The sequence below is a fragment of the Aerococcus christensenii genome (assembly GCF_001543105.1).
GTDB lineage: Bacteria > Bacillota > Bacilli > Lactobacillales > Aerococcaceae > Aerococcus > Aerococcus christensenii.
Genome location: NZ_CP014159.1, coordinates 428,738 through 448,003, shown reverse-complemented (window position 1 = coordinate 448,003; position 19,266 = coordinate 428,738). Strand labels below are relative to the sequence as shown.

Genomic DNA, 19,266 nt, shown 5'->3' with positions numbered 1-19,266 from the left:
ATGTCTAGAAAAAGAAAATTAGGCTTCCTCTCTTCTATTCATTTTAAAATTCCTTTAGTTATTATTCTGGTTCTATTATTAGGCTTGCAACTTGTAGGGGCTTATTTTATCCGAAATCTTGAAAAAGAAATGTTGAGAACCTTTGATGATCAAATGAGTGTTCAGATTGGCTTTTTGGAAGATAGTGTGCGGCCTGTTATTCAAGAAAAAGAAGGAAATGAAGCAGACAAAAAGGCGCAATTGATTAATTCGTTGCGTCGTTTTAATGTGAGCAACGTTCTCGATACGGTAGTTGTGAATGCAAATGGCCAGATTTTGGCGTCTTCTAATCCTTCTAATCAAGGCAATGTTGGGCAACAGACGACAGATACCACTATTCGTTCAGTTCTTTATAACAATATGAGTTTGAACAAAGAATATTTTGATAGTAATGAAAATATTCGAATCAAAAAGTTTGTAGTCCCTATCTTCTCTTCTGAAAATGCAGGGCTATTACTTGGCGTTTTATGTGTCACAGTCAATATTGAAACAGTATACAATCAAGTGCAAAACATTGGGTTAATCTTTATCACTTCTTCTGTTATCGCCTTAGTTTTTTCTATTTTGTTAGCATTTTTGGTATCGAAGGGAATTACTCGTCCTATTCAGGCTATGACGGATCAAATTGAGAAGATAGCAGATGGAAATTATAATGATCAAGTCAAAATTTATTCCAAAGATGAGATGGGAATTTTAGCACGTTCTATTAATTACCTTTCTGTGCGCGTGAAGGAAGCTCAGGAGACCACAGAGGCTGAACGTCAACGACTCGATTCCGTGCTCAAACACATGACTGACGGCGTGATTGCAACAGATCGTCGGAGTAGAGTGATGATTACTAATAATCGGGCACTGGATTTTATTGGAAAAACCGAAGAAGAAGTGATTGGGCATTCTATTATGGAAGTCTTAAATCTAAGGGATAAGTATACCTTTAGAGAATTATTAAATATGGATCACGATATTTTGATCCCTTTTGTGAATGAAGATGGACAAGAATCGATTATAAAGGGAGAAATTTCAGTTATTCAACGGGAATCACGGTATGTTTCTGGGTTGATTTGGGTATTAACAGATGTCACAGAGCGTGAAAAGATTGAACGGGATCGTCGTCAATTTGTATCCAATGTTTCTCATGAATTACGTACACCTTTAACGTCTGTTCGTTCATACAGCGAGGCTTTGTCAGATGGCGCTTTGGAAGATCCAAAATTAGCGAGAGAATTCTTAGATGTGATTCAAAGAGAAACGGATCGGATGATTCGGATGATCTCTGATTTGCTGAACTTGTCTCGAATGGACTCTAATCGCCAAGAAATGAATTTAGAATTAATTGACTTGTCACGTTTAGTCGATCATATTTTGGATCGCTTTGATATGATGCTCAGTAGTGAAGAATATGCGAATAAGGATTATAAGATTTTAAGAGAACTTTCTGATAAGCCAATATGGGTTGAAGCGGATCAAGATCGCTTAACACAAATTATTGATAATATTTTAAATAATGCGATTAAGTACTCACCAGATGGGGGAAATATTACGGTACGTTTAATGACCACCCATAATGAGGCTTTGTTAAGTATTCAGGATCAAGGACTAGGAATCCCGCAAAAGGCTATCCCGCATATTTTTGAACGTTTTTATCGTGTAGATAAGGCAAGGTCCAGGGAACAAGGAGGAACAGGCTTAGGCTTGGCTATTGCCAAGGAAGTCGTAGAAAGATTGAATGGACGAATTTGGGTGAACAGTATTGAAAACAAGGGATCAAGTTTCTATATTTCCTTACCTTATGACCCAACAATCGGAGAGGATGAGTGGAGTTAATGCATAAATTTTGGGCAGGAATCCCCCATTTACTATTAGCGGTATTGGTGTTAATGAGTGTATTTTTCTCTTTGAATATTATGGGGCCTTTTTCTAATTTATCGAGTCGAATACAAAGAAAAAAGGCTCCTGAAGGACAGTCATTGATCGTTACCCCTACTCAAATGGTTAGTCAGGGGGAAGAAGTTCCTTTGTTGAAGGCTTTTTCACCGGGAGCTTTTATTTATTCTGACGGAAAAAAATATTTAAAAACCTTAGACAAGGATTTGATGAGAGAATTTAATGAGAATTTTTTTCAATTTTCTTTAGGCAATAACTTACCCGATCATCTAGAGAGTCAGCCGATGGATCAATTTGAACAGTATGCGTTAGGAAAGTCGTATTTTGAGCTTCAATATTCTGATAACTTACCGGTCCATTTGTTTGGTTTAAATAAGGAGGCCTTGCCTGATGCTTGGCGAAATTTTTCAGCAACAGGAATTGCATATGTTAAAGGGGATCAAGCTCTTTATGTATTGGATGATTGTAAAAATCTAGCTTATAAACTTCCTTTGAAGCAAAAAATAGATTATCAAGTCGTTGAAAATGAAGTAGAAGCGAATAAAAAGAAATTCAAACAAAGTAAATTAGTTCATTTGAAGCAAGGCCATGATTACTTGTTCGATGAAAAAATTTCGGTGCCTACTTTTTCTTATATAGTAGATCGACAACCTAACGACACTTTTTTGCAGCTTTTGTTTGACTTACCAGATCAGGTTAACGATTATTCGGATGTTGAGAGTGCTAGATATTATACGGAGAATAAAGGATTAATTGTTAATAATAAGAATTTTGAAGTGCATTATACGCATACGAATGTTGAGAAAAAAGCAAAAGATCAGTTAGAAGCAGTAATTCAGGCTTTTCAAGGTTTAGAAAAATTATGGATTACCAAGGAAGATTGGTCATTTGCTCATTATGATTCGGATACTAAGCAAGTGATTTTTAGAAAAAATGTGAACGGAATTCCTATCTATGGGTCCAATTATGTTTCGCGTTTGAAGATAGAGACAACGAAAGAAAATGAGATAGATAGCAAGTTTTCTGTTTTAGCGATTCAAACCCCTATTACGGATTTGACCGAGCACTTTGAATTGCAACCAGCAAGTAAAATTCTCCACCTTTTAGAAGCAAATGGAATTTCTTCGGAAGATATTGATTCTTTAAAATTGGGATATTATTGGGTGCCAAGTCCTAAATCGAATCGCTTGGTCAGTCTTTTGCCGTGTTGGATGATAGAAAAAGAAGGCCATTATTATGTATTAGATGAATTAGTGGATATGCATAAACATGAAGATTGTGTGACCCGAGATGAGAACACAAAAGCTCCTATTTATATCGAATTTAAAAAACAGGGAGATACTGTCCAACCTGCAGAAATAGATGCTAAGGAAGAGGAAAGATATTTTCCTAATAGCCGGAAAGTGAAGAGATAAGGAGGCGGATACTTGTGGATTTTAGAAGGATAGAGAATATTTTAATTATTGCTTTCTTTTTGCTCAACACCTTTCTCGCCTACACCTTATTTGGGAAAAATATGTTGATGACTTCTCTAAGTCAGGACAATATTAATATTGAACAAGAATTAAAAGCAAATGAAATTAATTTGACTTTTGATTTATCCAGTGAAGAAGGCAAAGAGCCTTTTATCGCTGGGAAGCAACAGAAACTCTCGACAGAAGGAGAGAATCGACCACAAGCTCAGCGTTTAAAATGGGATAAGGATACTGGGCAACTTTATGGAGAATTTGCTCATCCGATTGCTTTAAAAGGATTGAAGCAAGTAAGTGATGACCCTACTCGTTTACCTAATGAAGTACTTTCTCCTATTAATAAACTTTTGACAGAGGGAAGTATTGAAGAAGGGGAGTCTTATCGCTTTTTGGTGTATAATCGACAACGTAAAATGATTTATTATGGGCAAGTAGGATATGACGATCGCTTGATTACTGATTCTACCGCACGACTCATTTTTCATTTGAATGATCAAAATGAAATTGTTTCTTATGAAATGAGCCACATTCAAAAGGTTCAGCCCCAAGGTCAGGTAAGGTCTCTTATCTCTTCTAAAAAAGCTGTAGAAAATTTATATCTCTATAATGAGATCCCTTCAAAGTCAAGTGTGGTTTCGGCCCAACTTAGCTATCAACAGACTCTTAGAGTAGAAGATATTATTGTCTATAAGCCTGTATGGGCGATTGTCATTCGATTAGATGCTCATTCTTTGAAGACTGTTTATGTCGATGGAATAAACGGCACAATTATTCAAAACCCTTCTGATTTATTGCCAAAAGGTCAAGGAGGAGACAATAGGCACGATTAAGAAAGGAAGAAGCCATGGATTTAAAAAAATATTTAGGGGTGATCGCCCTGATTGGACTTTTCTTTATCAATAGTGGAGAAGTCAAAGCGGATGAACAAAATAAGGGCGTTCAGATTAAGAATTATGAGATTGTTGTAACAAATGATGATCAAGGACAAATCACTGAAGAAGAAATAATACGATATCGTTTTCAAAAACAAGTGGACCAAATCAGTCACTACATTGGTTTAGGGGAAGGTGGCAAATTATCCCACCTAGCAGTTGATATGAAAACCGATTCAGCAGATCAGCCTTTCCCTTTTGTAGAAAGTAGTTCGCATACGGTGGGGACTTTTTCTTTATCAAAAGATGGAAAAAATACAAAAGTTTCTCTTTATAATACGATGTCTGGGGATGATGAAGTCACGCATTATCAGTCAGTCATTTCCGAAGCTTGGATGAGATATGATCAGTCCGTTATTTTACAAAAAGAGTTTGCTTTAGCCCCGTTTGATGTGGATCAAGTTACCCTAACTTTTAAATTCCCAAAAAGTGTGGATAAAAGCCAGTTTAAAGTGTGGTTGGAGAGTAAAGCTTCTTATACGAGCTACTTTAAAGATGACCAGACTTACGTTGTGAAAATGACAGATCGTTCAGCGCATGCGCCTCTTCACGTTACTATGGTTTTACCTGCAGAATATATGCCTCATACTTCAGGAGAAGGTCCAAAATCAAAAGGAGAACAGATTATTCAAGAACTTGATAAGAAAACCCAGGAAAAAGAACAAGCCCATAGAAAACTCTGGTGGCAATTAAGAGGGCTGGTTATATTTGTAGTGCTTCTTGTAGGCGCTTATACTGTAAGCTTCTTGAAATATAAGAAGTTACCTTTAGAAGATGAGTCAAACGTCTATGCCCCTGCTTTACGGCCGATAGAAGTCGCAAAAGTTCTCAAAATAAGAAAAGCATCGGAAGACTATTTATGGCTAATTATTTATGAATTGGTGCATAAAAATCTTTTGAGTTTAGAATTTCAAGAGTCAAAAGGACATTTTCGACCAATTATTCGCGTGAAATCGACTGTGACAGATAATCCTGTAGAATCTATCGTTTTAGTTTGTTTTCAAAAAGTTTCGAAAGGGCAATGGTTTGATTATTTGATTTTCAAAACAGGAGAACAAAGTGTTCACTCTCATAAACAGACGCTTGCTTATAAGACTTTGTTAAAAGATATTCGCCAAGCAATTAAACAACAAATGAAAGCTTGGCAATTGGAAGATATGAGAGGAACGATTAGTTTTTCGACTTTCTGGTTAGTAAATATTTTAATCACACTCTGTAGTTTCTTGTATAGCTTAAGACTAAGTTTTCAATTGCACGGTGGCTATGTCTGGATGGGCGTCTTATTGATTTTATTGGGATTAGAGATAGTGATTGGAAGGTATTCTTTCCCTGTGTACAATGCAACGGGAAGAAAAACCCAAGCAAAGTATAAGAAATATTTCAGAACAATGAAGAAAAAAGCATCGAAAACAGATCGCGATCTTTTATACAGTTTTATTTCAAACAGAAGCCATGCCTGCTATCAGGCAATGACTAATCAAGGAGGAAGCTATGGCCCTTTATATCAAGCCCTCAGTGGAATTGAAGGTAGGGACTTTAGAAAAATGAAGTAAGAATTAGAAAGTGTGAGTGTTATTTTGGAACAGGAATCAGAAGATTTTACATTACATATTTCCATTCTTTCCTCGGGATCGACAGGTAATGTGACTTATATTGAATCTCCCAAGCGTTCTTTATTAGTAGATGCTGGACTAAGTGGCCGACAGATCGAAAATCTTTTGGAAAGTATTGGACGAAAGGCTGATAATTTGGACGCCATCTTGATCTCCCATGAGCATTCGGACCATGCGAGAGGAGTTGGCGTGATGGCCAGACGATATGAAATACCGGTCTATGCGAATACAGAAACCTGGCAAGAAATGGAGAAGAAATGTGGAAAGATTCCTTCTGGGCTCAAGCAAATTATGGAACCAGGGGAAAGAATGACTTTTGGAGATATGGATATTCTTTCTTTTCCAGTGAGTCATGATTCTGTTAATGCACAATTCTATGCTTTCCAAAAAGATAATAAGCAGTATGCGATGATGACAGATTTAGGCTATGTTAGCGATCGATTAGCTAAATTAGTGTATAATTCAGATGCCTTTATGATTGAAAGTAATTATGATAATGATATGCTTCGAATGGGAAAATATCCTTGGGCTTTGAAGCAACGAATATTTTCTGATAGAGGACATTTATCCAATGAAGAGACAGGGGAAGCTTTGACGAAAATGATTGGAGATAGGACGAAGCGGATTTATCTTGGACATATTTCTCAACACAATAATTTAAAAGCTCTGGCTCTACAAACCAATGAACTGATTTTGAAGGAGAATGGGTTTGCAGTCAATCATGATTTTCATTTGTATGAAACGAATCATCTGAAACCTACTGAACTTTTTACACTTTAAGTGAGGCTTTATTCACAATTTCTTCATAAATCCAGTTTATAATAAAATAAAAGCTGTTAGGAGGATGAGAAGATGAAAGAAGTAAACCCTAAAAAAATCAAAGAAAAACTTGTGCATTCCAAGTGGGGAATTGCTTTGGTGAGTGGACTCGTAGGCGCCGCTATTGTGGCTGGAGTAGACGGGAAATTCTATCAAGATACCACGAATCTTTCTGAAAGTGAAATTGACCGAATGATTGATGCTAAATTAAATCGTAGTAAACAAAATATCGGAGAGGATGGCAAAGCAAAAAGTTCGGAAGTCAATATTAAATCGGATGTTTCGGATATTGCAGAGAAGGTCCATGATGCCGTTGTTTCTGTCGTTAATTTAGAGCGGACAGAAGACAGAGTGAATGATATTTTTGGATTTAGTAAAACGGAAAACAGTGATAAAAAGTATAAAACAGCTTCAGAAGGGTCTGGTGTTATTTACAAGGTTTTAGGAGATAAAGCATATATTGTAACCAACAATCATGTGATTAGAGGGAGCGATGCTTTAGAAATTATCTTAAATGATGGCAAGCAAGTGCCTGTGGAATTAGTGGGAGCAGATCCATGGACAGATTTGGCTGTTTTAGCGATGCCATCTAAATACGTGAATCGAGTGATTGAGTTTGGAGACTCTTCCAAAGTGAAGGTAGGACAAACTGCTATAGCTATTGGTTCGCCTCTAGGATCGGATTTTGCTTCTTCTGTGACGGCTGGGATTGTGTCCGGTTTAAATCGTCAAGTCCCAATGGATGTGGATGAAGATGGGCATCCAGATACTACGGTCAGTGCTATTCAAACAGATGCAGCGATTAATCCAGGAAATTCAGGAGGTGCTTTGGTTAATGCTGCTGGACAGTTGATAGGGATTAATTCGATGAAAATTTCTTCAGCTAAGGTAGAGGGGATGGGATTTGCCATTCCAAGTAATGAAGTTCAAAAAATTATTAGCCAATTGGAGAAGGATGGCAAGGTCATTCGTCCAAATTTAGGCGTCCGTATGGCTAGTTTGTATCAATTCCCATTGGAGCATCAGAAGAAGAAATTACATTTACCTAAGGAAGTAAAAGATGGGGCCGTTTTGATGGATATTCTCAAGGGAGGCCCTGCAGATCAAGCAGGATTAAAAGTGTATGATGTTATTACACAATTCGCAGGACGAAAGGTAACTAATGCAAATGAATTACGTCAGGCCTTGTATGCTTGCGGACCAGATGATGAAGTGGAAGTCACAATTTATCGACATGGAAAGAGTCAAACCTTGCAAGTGAAACTTCACGCTCAAGAAGAATCTTAATCAAAAGACTAAAAGACTTGTAATCCGAGTGATTGCAAGTCTTTTTTAGAGAGTGGATAGAGATATCCACATATACAAAAAGAAAAAGGGACTTATACAAAGAAAAATGTGGATAAAACAGGGAAAAAGTTTGTGAAAATGTGGAAAAATCTCCTGATAAGCAGAAACTTAAGAAGGAGTATGTGGGAAATGGTGTGATAAAAAGGTGGATATGTTTAAAATTAGAAATTTTAAAAAGAGAAAGGGCGGTAATATAGGAAATAAAAGGCACAGGCTGTGGATTTGTTGATAAAATTGTGGATAAATGCTTGTGAAAGTGAGAAATATGATAAAATAAAAGAAAAAAGGAGACGGTTATGCAAATTAGGATACTTTCAGTAGGAAAACTTAAAGAAAAATATCTAAAACAAGGCATTCAAGAGTACGCAAAACGTTTGGGCGCTTATACTAAGTTAGAAATGGTAGAGGTAAAGGATGAAGCCACCAAGGAAAATGCCAGTGATGAAGAAATTCGCCAAGTATTAGAAAAAGAGGGGCAACGTCTTTTAGCCCATATTCGTCTGGAAGATTATGTTTTTGTATTAGCGATTAAGGGAGATCTTGTGAGTTCAGAAGAGCTGGCTTCTGAAATTGAACGCTGCATGACCTATGGAAGATCTTCATTGACCTTTGTGATTGGAGGGTCTTTGGGAACTAGCCAGGCCATTAATCAGCGGGCCGATCGATTACTATCTTTTGGAAAGATGACTTTACCGCATCAATTGATGAGATTGGTTCTAACAGAGCAGATTTATAGGAGCTTTCGCATTATTCATAATGAACCTTATCATAAATAAGAGAGAACAAAAAAGCAGACCGTTACTGTTGGCCTGCTTTTTAAGCGATTGTCTATTTTAAGAAACTGTTGATAAGATTTTTGAAACTTACCCACAACTCTCTAAAGAAGTTCATAATGCCTTCTTTATCTTTAGCATCCATATTATTCCAAGCAGATTTTGCGGAATCTACGAGCTTCCCACTTTTATCGGCGAGTGTCTTTCCAAAATGAGAGATCGCCTTTTTTTGTTCTTCTGTGAGTTCTATTTGACTAAAACGATGCATGAGGTTTTGGAGTTGTTGGATATTTTCTGGACTAAGTTGTTGATCTAAGTGGTAGTTATTGATGACGTTATTAACAATTAATTGGATGGTATTCCCGTCAATAGAGCCTCCGTTTTTAGCTTTGGTTTGTTGAATTTGGGTTTTCATATCCGCAATAGCAGCATTCAAAGCTTCATCGGAATAACCGGGTTTATTCTTATTATCTTTGGTAATATTAGAAGCGGTTCGAAGTTCGTCTTGAGCAACGATGACAGCCTCTTTGTTAAGAGCTTTTCCACTATCTTGGAAGGCTTTGTATACGCCAGCAAGTGCGCCTGACCCATCGACTTCTACTGCAGAAGCAACTTTGATATTAACGTTGGTAGCCCCTGCTGTAAGTGCAGCATTTTCATATTGAAGAGGGGTAATAGCGGTAATCGTTTTAGGGGTTAGGATCTCAACGGTAACCTTCCCTTTATTGGAAGTCGGTGTGATTAAGGTAGAAGAATAGACTTGGCTATAAGGATAGGTATCTTGAAGTAAACCATTGAGTTCTTTAATGTAAACAGGAAGAGCTTTTGCTTTCTCTGGAACGTTGAGAAGTCTCTCAGTTTCTTTTAACTGAGGTTGGGTTAGAGATTCTCCGTAGGTAAAAATAGTCTCTTGGTTGGCTGCTTTGGCGGTGTAACTGGGTAATAGTAAGGGAATAAGAGCTAAGCTTAGAAGAAGTTGTGTGGCTTTTTTTTTGAGTATATTCATTGTGAACCTCCTTAGGAATTGTTTCTATGAATTTATTATACCATTGAAGAGTCGGCCTAAATTTTAGGAAAGCGTTAATAAAAGCTTATGCATTTTTTCAACTTTAAGAGATTCTTAGCAATTAGAAGCAGATATTTAGGAGAAACTCTGATAAAATAAGAATATATTCCTTTATAAAAGCCAAAAAAATAGAAAGAGGCGATAGATATGGATAATGAGAAAAGATATGAATTATTACGACTACTTGAAGAAGATGCCAGTATTAAGGTGGAGACTTTAGCAGCGTTAATGCAAGAAGCGCCTCGAACAATTGAAGAAGAATTGGAGCACCTTCACCAAGAAGGTATTCTTTCTGGAACACAAGCAATGGTGAATTGGGATGCAACAGATAATGAGCAGGTGTCTGCTGTTGTAGAAGTATCTGTAAATTTGCATAAGGAAGTTACTTATCAAAGAGTTGCAGAGTCTATTTATAGATTTGAAGAAGTTGAAGCGATGTATTTAATGAGCGGAGCGTATGATTATTTACTTATTACGAAAAGGCTACCTATGCATGCCATTTCTCGTTTTATTAATAAGTTGGCTACTTTAGATGAAGTGAGTGGGACTTCTACGCATATCGTGATGCAACGTTATAAAGATCATGGAACGATTTTTAAAGCACCCACAGATGATAGGTTGGTGATTTCCCGATGACGAAGTCTTTAAGTCGAAAAATTATAGAGCTGCCTCCATCTGGAATTCGTAGATTTTTTGAAGTAGCAAGTGAAATTCCAGATGTGATTTCTTTAGGAGTAGGGGAACCGGATTTTAAAACCCCTTGGAAGGTTTGCCAAGATGGTATTCAATCCATGAAAGAAGGTAAAACGCATTATACTGCTAATGCAGGTTTGATGGAATTAAGACAAGCAATTTGTCAGTCCTTACAGAAAAAGTATCAATTGACCTACGATCCAAAAACAGAAACGCTTGTTACTGTAGGGGCCAGTGAAGCTATTGATATAGCTTGTCGAGCTTTGATTAATCCTGGAGATGAAGTATTATGTGCAGACCCTGGATATGTATCTTATGCCCCTTCGATTACCATGGCAGATGGGAAAGCTATTCCGGTGGCTTTGAATCCAGATGAAGATTTTATTTTAGATCCGGAAACTCTAGAAGCAGCGATCACTGAAAAAACGAAGGCTTTATTGATTAATTTCCCTAATAATCCCACAGGAGCTCAAATGACGAAAGAGCAATTGAAAGATATAGTGGATGTTATTCTTAAGCATGATCTTTATGTGATTAGTGATGAAATTTATTCAGAACTCAATTACAGGTCTGAACCTGTTACTTCGATTGCTTCTTTTGAAGGAATGAAGGAACGGACAATTTATATTAATGGATTTGCAAAAGCTTTTGCGATGACAGGTTGGCGGTTAGGTTATGTTTGCGCTCCGCCTGAAATTTCTGAGCAGATGCTAAAAATTCATCAGTATGCAATTATGGCTGCGGGGACTACTTCTCAGTATGCTGCAATTACGGCCTTAACAGAATGTGAAGAAGAAGTTTTAGAGATGAAACAAGCTTATCGTCAAAGAAGAGATTACTTACTAACGTGTTTTCAAAAAATAGGACTCCCTTGTTTTAAACCAGAAGGTGCCTTTTATTGCTTCCCAGATATTCGAGAATTTCAAATGACGAGTGAGGCATTTGCTTTACGTTTGTTAGATGAAGAGAAATTAGCAGTTGTACCAGGAACGGCTTTTGGCCAAGGAGGCGAAGGATTTATTCGAATTTCTTATGCCTACTCTATTCAAGAATTGGAACAAGCTGTGGAAAAACTTTCGGCTTTTGTTTCGCGCTTACGTGTGTAATGATAGAAAAATTCTTTTCTCAAAGCAGAGAGAGGAATTTTTTTATTGGATAAAAGTTACAAAAAGGTTAAAGTTTTACAATTACATGTTATTTTGAGAGAACAGTCCTTTCCCTAAAATTTTGATTTTATAATGAAGAAGTACCAAGAACTTTATGGGATGGAAGTGAAAAAATGGGAAAATTCAAACGAATAAAGGATTTCAAATGGAAATACTTAGTTGGGCTAGTGGCTCCACTATTGGGGTATGTTTATCATTTATTATATAGAGAAGAGCGAAGTGTACGCAGTCGTTTGATGGAGGATAGACATACTCTGAAAGAAAGAATAATCCTCTCTTTCCATTCCCCAAGTGATTATAATAAAGTTTTAGAAGAAGGAATAAATAACGCACAAGATTTAACGCCTCCTAGGGATCACCGTTTACTTGAAAGCCTCCAACTTAAAGAATATTTTAACGGAAAGGTTTGGACCTACACGCCTGAGGAAAATTTATCCAATCGTTTGATTATTTATTTTTCTGGAGGGCATCGTGTACATCCTTTGGGAGAAGGAGAGTGGAGATTTATAAGTCGGTTATCAGAAGCTGTACAGGCAAGGATAATTATTCCTTATGCGGAGCCATTAAATGGAAAACGGCGTTTCAGAGAAGAAAGTGCGCGTTTGGCAGCCTTAGTGAATGAATTGAGTTTGGCTTACTGCGATGAGGAAATTCATTTCCTTTCTTCAGATACGGGTGCGATGTTTGCTTTACAAGTGGCTAGAGATCTTAGAAAAGATGTGTTGATTGAAGAATTAATTGTTATGAGTCCTTGGCTTACTAGCTCGAATGAAGGGCTTGATAAAGCTGTTCAAGAAGATCATGATTATGGGATAGATTTGGCTAAAGAAATTGCTATTCGTACCTTATGGGAGAAAGTTGATGAATCGGTTGATCTCTCGGGGATCGAAACAGAAGGGTCACCCTGTTTACGGTTTATTGTAGGGACATATGATCGTCACTATGAACAAGTGAAGAATTTTTATCAGCGAATGAAGGCAGTAGATCCGCAGACCGCTTTTTATAGTTTTGATTCCATGCCTCACGATTTTCATTTGTTGCATCTTCTAGAAGCGAAAGAAGCTCAAAATTTAGTAGCTAAGATTATACAATCTCCTATTGTATTTTAAGCAGTAAAGGAGGGTTGGGTTTATAATAAACAGGGAAGAAAGGATGAATACAAATGATAGGATTTTCTCTTTTTTTTGATCCTACAATGATTCTTTTAGTGATTGGGGGATTAATTGCAAGTTTGGCTTCTTGGAATGTGAATCAAACTTTTGATAAATATAGTCGCTATGATAATCGTTTAGGGTTAACAGGAACAGAAGTAGCTGAGCGCATGTTAGCGTCTTATGGAATTAGAAATGTGAAAGTTACTCGAGTCAGCGGAAAATTAACGGATTATTATGATCCGGTCCATAAGGAATTGCGCTTGTCTGATCGGGTAGCGGATGCTCAATCGATTTCAGCTATTGGAGTGGCGGCTCATGAATGTGGGCACGCTTTACAGGATGCTAATGATTATGCTTTTATGCGAATAAGAGAACATTTAGTTCCGATAGTTAATATTGGATCCAATATGTCGATGCCGATACTCTTGTTTGGGCTTCTGTTAGGAATGAATGCAACCCTTATTCATATTGGAATTTTCTTATTTTCTTTTGCTTTGATTTTTCAGCTAGCAACGCTTCCTGTTGAATTTAATGCTTCCTATCGGGCTATACAAGCTTTGGAAAATTTAAACCTTTTAGAAACTCAGGAATTACCTTATGCTAAAAAGACTTTACAAGCGGCAGCTTTAACCTATGTAGCGGGAACTTTAGCGAGCTTGATTTCCTTATTACGAATTATTATTATTTTTACAGGAAATGATAGAGACTAGATAATAAATTAAAAATCCTCTGATGATTAGTCAGAGGATTTTTAATTCTGTTTATTTAGGTCTATTAGAAGACTTTGAGGTAACGTTCGATTTCCCAGGCCGTTACTTGCGTTTCATATTCGTTGTATTCAATACTTTTGGCAGTAATAAAGTTATTAGCAATATGTTTGCCTAGAGCATCTAAAATAATTGGATCGTCTTCAAGGGCTTGGATAGCTTCTTTTAAGGTAGCTGGTAATTGATCGATATGTGCTTCTTTGAGTTCATAAGGAGTCATGGAGTAAATGTTACGATCTGTTGGAGTAGGAACATGAAGTTCGTTTTCTACGCCATCTAAACCAGCGTTGATGCAGGCAGCCATGACTAAGTATGGGTTCGCGGATGGGTCTACTGAGCGTAATTCAATACGGGTTGATTTTCCACGAGAAGCCGGAATTCGAATCAAAGGTGAACGGTTTTGTCCAGACCAAGCGATGTAGACTGGCGCTTCATATCCTGGTGTCAAACGTTTGTAAGAGTTAACGAGTGGGTTTCCAATAGCGGTGATAGCTTTAGCATGGGCAAGAATTCCAGCGATAAAGTGTTTCATGAGATTAGATATACCATCTTCTGCGTTAGCATCATAGAAGGCATTCTCGTCGTCAGTGAATAGAGACATGTTGCAGTGCATACCGGACCCAGCAATGCCGTAAACAGGTTTTGGCATAAAGGTCGCATAAAGATTGTGTTTACGAGCGATACTCTTAACGATAAGTTTGAAGATTTGAATTTTGTCACAGGCATCTACAACATCTGAATATTTGAAGTCAATTTCATGTTGACTTGGAGCAACTTCATGGTGGCTAGCTTCTACTTCAAATCCGAGTTCTTCAAGAGTAAGGACAATTTCACGACGACAGTTTTCACCAAGATCAACTGGTGCGAGGTCAAAATAACCACCATGGTCATTAACTTTGGTGGAAGGTTCGTTATCTTCTTTCAAACGGAAGAGGAAGAATTCTGCTTCTGCACCTAAATTGAAATTCTTGAAACCAATTTCTTGTAGGCGACCAACCATTCGTTTAAGGTTCCCACGAGGATCTCCAGAGAAAGGCTCACCACTTGTGGTGTAAATATCACAAATTAACATACCGATGCGCTTGCCTTCGTCTGCTGACCATGGGAAAATTAACCACGTGTTGAGATCTGGGACAAGATACATATCTGATTCTTCAATACGAACAAAGCCGTCGATCGAAGATCCGTCGAACATCATTTGATTGCTGAGCACTTTCTCTGTTTGACTAACAGGAACTTCAACATTTTTAAGGTTACCATTTACATCACTAAAAGTAAGACGTAAAAAGTGAACGTTTTTTTCTTTGATTTCTTGGCGGATTTGATCTGCTGTAATATGTTTCATTTTTCCTCTTCCTTCTTTATAATTGTTATGCATTAAAACCATTCTATGTAAGAAAATATAACACAACCATAAGTAACTGACAAGCCTTTTAAAAAATTAATTTAAAAAAACTAAAAAAATAAGAAAAAGAGACAGGATTGAGGAGCCGTTAAGTAAGGAACGGAATAAGATGCTTTTTCAAAGGAAGTCTTGTAAAATTAGATTTATAAAATTTTTGAATCCACAAGAAGGGTAAAACTAAAAACACTTCTTATAGAAAAGGTGGGTAAAGAAAGAGGAAGTAAATATGGAAATAAAATCATTTATTCAAGCCGTGGGTTCTTCTGCTCCTAGTCCAGGAGGAGGAGCGGTTTCAGCGGTTGTAGGTGCTATGGGAGCTGCTCTTGGGCAAATGGCGAGTGCGGTCACGCGCGACCGCTTAAAAGAAGAAGCGCCTGAAAGATTACAAGAAGCCGAGAGAGCAATGGATCGATATGGGCAACAACTCCTACAGCTTGGTGAAGAAGATGAACGTGTCTCTGGTAGATTGTTTTCAGCTTATAAAGTTAAGGCAAGAACAGAAGAAGAAAAAAAAGAGAGACATGCCCATATTCAAGCAGCTTTAAAAGAAGCTACAGAAGTTCCTATTCGTATAATGCAAATCGCACAAGAAGCGTTAGAAAAAATGGTGGTCATTAGTCAGTTAGCGAAGCCTTCGATTTTATCAGATGTTCAAGTGGGAAGTCTGCATCTTATGGGAGCGTTAAAGGGAGCATATGAAAATATTAATGTGAATAGTCCTTTGTTAAAAGACAGCAAGCAAGCTGCCCAGTACGAAAAGCGGGCACAAAACTTGAAAGAGAAGGCCACAGACTGTCTAGATCGTATTGAATCCAACATTCAAAAAAGAGCTTAGGAATTCTTTAGGAATAAAGGAGAAAACACTTGAAATTCTTGTACTTCTAGCGTAAGATATCTATGGTTAAAGAACAGAATAAAACATCCATTTAGTGTTAGGTGAGGCTCCTGTACAAATATAAGCTATCGTCCAAAAATGTCGAGAGACACCAATGGGTTAAACAGAGATTGTCGAACTAAGGCTTTCTCCAGATAGCTAAGTGGCGAATGAAAATTAGTCACTTGACGTTGTACAGTGCTAAAACTCAGACGAAGCAACTTATGCCTATTTGTGAGACCCCTACTTAACAATAATGGGGTCTTTTTGATGTTTTTGAATGAAAAAGGAGGGAGATAATTATGGAATCATCTGAAAAACCTGTTGAACATCCCGGGCCTAGGGTAATCAAGAGCAAGCGGGAGGTAAAGAAAAAATCCTTTGATTGTCTCCTTATGAGGGCTTGACTTTTGTTTCTCTAGGCGAACTAGAAAGAAGGTTAACCATGAAAGAAACAATGAAGTATCAAAAATTTGCACAGATGGATAAGGCAACACTACTGTCTTATTTTGGAATTGATGGTAACGGTTTGACAGAGCATGAAGTCGAAGAACTTCGGAATCGCTATGGAAATAATCAGATTGAATATGGAGATAAGCCCTCCCTACTTTCAGAAATTGTCCGTGCTTACATTACGCCATTTACTTTGATTTTATTTGTTTTAGCTATTATTTCCTTTGTCACAGATTATGTTCTGGCAGAAAGTGATAGTCGAGATTTTACCTCTTCTGTTATTATTGTGACCATGGTTATGATTAGCGGAACTATGTCCTTTATTCAATCTAAGAGATCGAATGAAGCTGCTGGTCGGTTGAAAGAAATGGTCAAAGTAACGGCTAATATCAAACGGAACGGGCAGTTCTCTGAGATTCCGACAGAAGAACTGGTATGTGGAGATATCGTCAAATTAGCGGCAGGTGATTTAATTCCAGCTGATTTACGTTTAATAGAAACTAAAGACTTATTTATTTCTCAAGCGGCGCTCACTGGAGAATCGTATCCGGTTGAAAAATTTGCGAAAGAAAGTGTAGAGTCAGTTGCAGATGTTGATCAACCGACTTTAGGGTTTATGGGATCGAATGTCATTAGTGGGAGCGCCATAGGAATTGTTGTCGCCGTAGGGAATAACACATTCTTTGGAGATATTGCTAAGCGGATGACGCAAGAAGACCAATTAACGAATTTCGATATTGGTTTGAGAAAAGTATCCAAATTACTCATGCGTTTCATGGGGGTGATGGTACCGGTCGTTTTCTTGATTAATGGTTTGCATACGAATAATTGGATCGATGCTTTAATTTTTGCGATCTCAGTTGCTGTCGGTTTAACGCCAGAGATGCTTCCGATGATTGTTACCTCTAATTTAGTGAAGGGATCTTCCACCATGGCTAAAGGAGGAACGATTGTTAAAAATCTGAACGCTATTCAAAGCTTTGGAGCTATGGATGTCCTGTGTACAGATAAGACAGGAACACTGACTCAAGATAAGATTGTATTGGAAAGGCATTTGAATTGTGACGGTCAAGAAGACAGTCGTGTTCTTCGACATGCTTATCTCAATTCTTATTACCAAACAGGGTTAAAGAATCTGATGGATGTCGCTATTATCGAAGCTACCCATCGAGAATTAGATTTTGATCAAAGTGCTTACCATAAAGTAGACGAAATACCTTTTGACTTTGAGCGGCGACGGATGAGTGTTGTGGTTGAAGATAGAAATGGTAAGACGCAATTAATCACTAAGGGTGCCATTGAAGAAATGCTTCAAATTTCTACGAATGTTTTGAAGAATCAACAAGTCTTACCTTTAACAGACCAATTAAAAGACGAAATTCGGCATCAAGTAAAGGAACTAAATGAAGATGGGTTACGAGTGATTGCAATTGCCCAAAAGACGAATCCGCCAAAGGTGAATGAATTTGCGATTGATGATGAAGAAGATATGCTGTTGATTGGCTATTTAGCCTTCCTTGATCCGCCAAAAGAATCGACAGAGCCTGCTCTAAAAGCTTTGGCAGATCATCATGTCAGTGTGAAAGTCCTCACTGGAGATAATGAAGAAGTGACGAGAGCAGTCTGTGGGCAAGTAGGAATTTCAGCTGATAAGATTATTAACGGTTTAGAGTTATCCCAATTAGATGACAAGGAATTAGAGCAAGCGGTTGAAAATTATCAAGTCTTTGTAAAAGTTTCGCCTAAACAGAAAGCTCAGATTACGAAACAATTACAAAAAAATGGACATGTTGTTGGCTTTATGGGGGATGGCATCAATGATGCTCCTGCCTTAACGATTTCTGATGTTGGAGTTTCTGTGGACACGGCAGTAGATATTGCCAAAGAATCTGCAGATATTATCTTGTTGGAAAAAGACTTGATGATCTTAGAAAAAGGAGTAGTTGCTGGGAGAGAAATCTTCGGTAATATTATGAAGTATATCAATATTACGATTTCTTCGAATTTTGGGAATGTGTTATCCATTTTAGTGGCTTCTGTTTTCCTTCCTTTTTTGCCGATGATGCCTGCTCAATTACTAACTTTGAATTTGATTTATGATATTTCTTGTATTTCAATTCCTTGGGACCATATGGATGAAGATTATCTCAAGACACCCAAAAATTGGGATGCATCTCGCATTCAATATTTTATGATGTGGTTTGGCCCTGTGAGTTCGATTTTTGACGTGCTCAGCTTTGCAGCCTTATTCTTTATCATTGCTCCTGGAGTACTTGGGGGAAGTTATGGGAGTTTGACGGTTGAGCAGCATGAACTCTTTGCAGCGATTTTCCACTCAGGCTGGTTCGTTGTTTCCTTATGGACGCAAACGCTGGTTCTTCACACCTTACGGACAAGGAAACTGCCTTTTATTCAAAGTCGTCCATCCTTTATATTTACGACGATTACAACAGTTGCGATTATTTTGGGAACCTTGCTTCCCTTCAAACACTTAGGATATTATCTTGGACTTGCCCCTCTACCATCTAGCTTCTTTATTTTGCTGATGGGAACGACTTTGGGATACTTAATCTTAGTCACCTTAGTAAAACATTTTTATGTCAAAAAATATGGAAAACTTCTCTAGAGAAAGTTTGACAAATAGAAGGGGCTTCTTTATACTGATTCTAAATGAATAACTACAAGTCCTAAAAAAGTAGGCAATAGGAACTGCTGATGAGAGAGCTGGTGGAAGGTGCGAACCAGTACAGACTAGAACTGAATTACATTTAGGAATTGCCTTGTAACGGATGTGCCCGATAAAGCACGA

General features: G+C 37.6%; 15 protein-coding genes and 1 riboswitch. Of the genes, 13 read left to right on the top strand and 2 right to left on the bottom strand.

The genetic code is table 11. The features are described 5' to 3' along the window. The 7 genes from walK to rlmH all read left to right on the top strand — a co-directional run bounded on the left by walK (position 1) and on the right by rlmH (position 8,882). Positions 1–1,863: a cell wall metabolism sensor histidine kinase WalK gene (gene walK, locus AWM71_RS02195; RefSeq protein WP_060776459.1), complete on the top strand. Its 1,863-nt coding sequence runs from the start codon at positions 1–3 to the stop codon at positions 1,861–1,863. Continuing rightward, positions 1,863–3,338 carry a two-component system activity regulator YycH gene (gene yycH, locus AWM71_RS02190; protein WP_060776458.1) on the top strand — a complete coding sequence of 492 codons (1,476 nt, stop codon included), beginning with the start codon at positions 1,863–1,865 and terminating at the stop codon, positions 3,336–3,338. Before walK ends, yycH begins: the two co-directional genes overlap by 1 nt. Positions 3,339–3,352: 14 nt before the next feature. Next, on the top strand, positions 3,353–4,225 hold the full coding sequence (locus AWM71_RS02185) for a two-component system regulatory protein YycI (RefSeq protein ID WP_060776457.1): 873 nt from the start codon (positions 3,353–3,355) through the stop codon (positions 4,223–4,225). 14 nt (positions 4,226–4,239) lie between these two features. Next, positions 4,240–5,880 carry a DUF2207 domain-containing protein gene (locus AWM71_RS02180; RefSeq protein WP_060776456.1) on the top strand — a complete coding sequence of 547 codons (1,641 nt, stop codon included), beginning with the start codon at positions 4,240–4,242 and terminating at the stop codon, positions 5,878–5,880. A 21-nt stretch (positions 5,881–5,901) separates the two neighbouring features. Continuing rightward, the gene (locus AWM71_RS02175; RefSeq protein ID WP_082632670.1) at positions 5,902–6,720 is read left to right on the top strand and encodes an MBL fold metallo-hydrolase; all 819 of its coding nucleotides are present in this window, start codon (positions 5,902–5,904) and stop codon (positions 6,718–6,720) included. A 72-nt stretch (positions 6,721–6,792) separates the two neighbouring features. Next, positions 6,793–8,046, top strand: coding sequence for a S1C family serine protease (locus AWM71_RS02170; RefSeq protein ID WP_060776455.1), 1,254 nt, complete (start codon positions 6,793–6,795; stop codon positions 8,044–8,046). Between the two features lie 356 nt (positions 8,047–8,402). Further along, the gene (rlmH, locus tag AWM71_RS02165) at positions 8,403–8,882 is read left to right on the top strand and encodes a 23S rRNA (pseudouridine(1915)-N(3))-methyltransferase RlmH (protein ID WP_060776454.1); all 480 of its coding nucleotides are present in this window, start codon (positions 8,403–8,405) and stop codon (positions 8,880–8,882) included. Between the two features lie 52 nt (positions 8,883–8,934). On the opposite strand, the gene AWM71_RS02160 is transcribed toward rlmH, so the two are convergent. Further along, positions 8,935–9,885, bottom strand: coding sequence for a DUF1002 domain-containing protein (locus AWM71_RS02160; RefSeq protein ID WP_060776453.1), 951 nt, complete (start codon positions 9,883–9,885; stop codon positions 8,935–8,937). A gap of 207 nt (positions 9,886–10,092) precedes the next feature. On the opposite strand from AWM71_RS02160, the gene AWM71_RS02155 reads away from it, so the two are divergent. From AWM71_RS02155 to AWM71_RS02140, 4 genes are all read left to right on the top strand, one after another. After that, the gene (locus AWM71_RS02155; protein WP_060776452.1) at positions 10,093–10,581 is read left to right on the top strand and encodes an Lrp/AsnC family transcriptional regulator; all 489 of its coding nucleotides are present in this window, start codon (positions 10,093–10,095) and stop codon (positions 10,579–10,581) included. Further along, the gene (locus AWM71_RS02150; protein ID WP_060776451.1) at positions 10,578–11,744 is read left to right on the top strand and encodes a pyridoxal phosphate-dependent aminotransferase; all 1,167 of its coding nucleotides are present in this window, start codon (positions 10,578–10,580) and stop codon (positions 11,742–11,744) included. Before AWM71_RS02155 ends, AWM71_RS02150 begins: the two co-directional genes overlap by 4 nt. 173 nt (positions 11,745–11,917) lie before the next feature. Next, on the top strand, positions 11,918–12,913 hold the full coding sequence (locus tag AWM71_RS02145) for an alpha/beta hydrolase (RefSeq protein ID WP_060776450.1): 996 nt from the start codon (positions 11,918–11,920) through the stop codon (positions 12,911–12,913). Between the two features lie 53 nt (positions 12,914–12,966). Then, positions 12,967–13,668: a zinc metallopeptidase gene (locus AWM71_RS02140; RefSeq protein ID WP_060776449.1), complete on the top strand. Its 702-nt coding sequence runs from the start codon at positions 12,967–12,969 to the stop codon at positions 13,666–13,668. A gap of 64 nt (positions 13,669–13,732) precedes the next feature. On the opposite strand, the gene glnA is transcribed toward AWM71_RS02140, so the two are convergent. Beyond that, positions 13,733–15,070, bottom strand: a complete 1,338-nt coding sequence (glnA, locus tag AWM71_RS02135) for a type I glutamate--ammonia ligase (RefSeq protein WP_060776448.1) — start codon at positions 15,068–15,070, stop codon at positions 13,733–13,735. 286 nt (positions 15,071–15,356) lie between these two features. Here glnA and AWM71_RS02130 point away from each other — a divergent pair, with 286 nt between their 5' ends. Together AWM71_RS02130 and mgtA are read left to right on the top strand one after the other, a co-directional pair. After that, positions 15,357–15,965, top strand: a complete 609-nt coding sequence (locus AWM71_RS02130) for a cyclodeaminase/cyclohydrolase family protein (RefSeq protein ID WP_060776447.1) — start codon at positions 15,357–15,359, stop codon at positions 15,963–15,965. 86 nt (positions 15,966–16,051) lie between these two features. After that, a riboswitch (M-box (ykoK) riboswitch) is annotated at positions 16,052–16,234 on the top strand. Between the two features lie 215 nt (positions 16,235–16,449). Beyond that, complete coding sequence (gene mgtA / locus AWM71_RS02125; RefSeq protein WP_060776446.1) at positions 16,450–19,083, top strand: magnesium-translocating P-type ATPase; 2,634 nt, start codon at positions 16,450–16,452, stop codon at positions 19,081–19,083. Positions 19,084–19,266 lie beyond the last annotated feature (183 nt).

Bases quoted from the DNA above. Each gene is read 5' to 3' on its own strand.
- AWM71_RS02140 (WP_060776449.1), top strand. From the start codon at position 12,967: ATGATAGGATTTTCTCTTTTTTTTGATCCTACAATGATTCTTTTAGTG.
- glnA (WP_060776448.1), bottom strand. From the start codon at position 15,070: ATGAAACATATTACAGCAGATCAAATCCGCCAAGAAATCAAAGAAAAA.
- AWM71_RS02160 (WP_060776453.1), bottom strand. From the start codon at position 9,885: ATGAATATACTCAAAAAAAAAGCCACACAACTTCTTCTAAGCTTAGCT.
- walK (WP_060776459.1), top strand. From the start codon at position 1: ATGTCTAGAAAAAGAAAATTAGGCTTCCTCTCTTCTATTCATTTTAAA.
- AWM71_RS02170 (WP_060776455.1), top strand. From the start codon at position 6,793: ATGAAAGAAGTAAACCCTAAAAAAATCAAAGAAAAACTTGTGCATTCC.
- mgtA (WP_060776446.1), top strand. From the start codon at position 16,450: ATGAAAGAAACAATGAAGTATCAAAAATTTGCACAGATGGATAAGGCA.
- AWM71_RS02130 (WP_060776447.1), top strand. From the start codon at position 15,357: ATGGAAATAAAATCATTTATTCAAGCCGTGGGTTCTTCTGCTCCTAGT.
- AWM71_RS02155 (WP_060776452.1), top strand. From the start codon at position 10,093: ATGGATAATGAGAAAAGATATGAATTATTACGACTACTTGAAGAAGAT.
- rlmH (WP_060776454.1), top strand. From the start codon at position 8,403: ATGCAAATTAGGATACTTTCAGTAGGAAAACTTAAAGAAAAATATCTA.
- AWM71_RS02145 (WP_060776450.1), top strand. From the start codon at position 11,918: ATGGGAAAATTCAAACGAATAAAGGATTTCAAATGGAAATACTTAGTT.
- yycH (WP_060776458.1), top strand. From the start codon at position 1,863: ATGCATAAATTTTGGGCAGGAATCCCCCATTTACTATTAGCGGTATTG.
- AWM71_RS02150 (WP_060776451.1), top strand. From the start codon at position 10,578: ATGACGAAGTCTTTAAGTCGAAAAATTATAGAGCTGCCTCCATCTGGA.
- AWM71_RS02180 (WP_060776456.1), top strand. From the start codon at position 4,240: ATGGATTTAAAAAAATATTTAGGGGTGATCGCCCTGATTGGACTTTTC.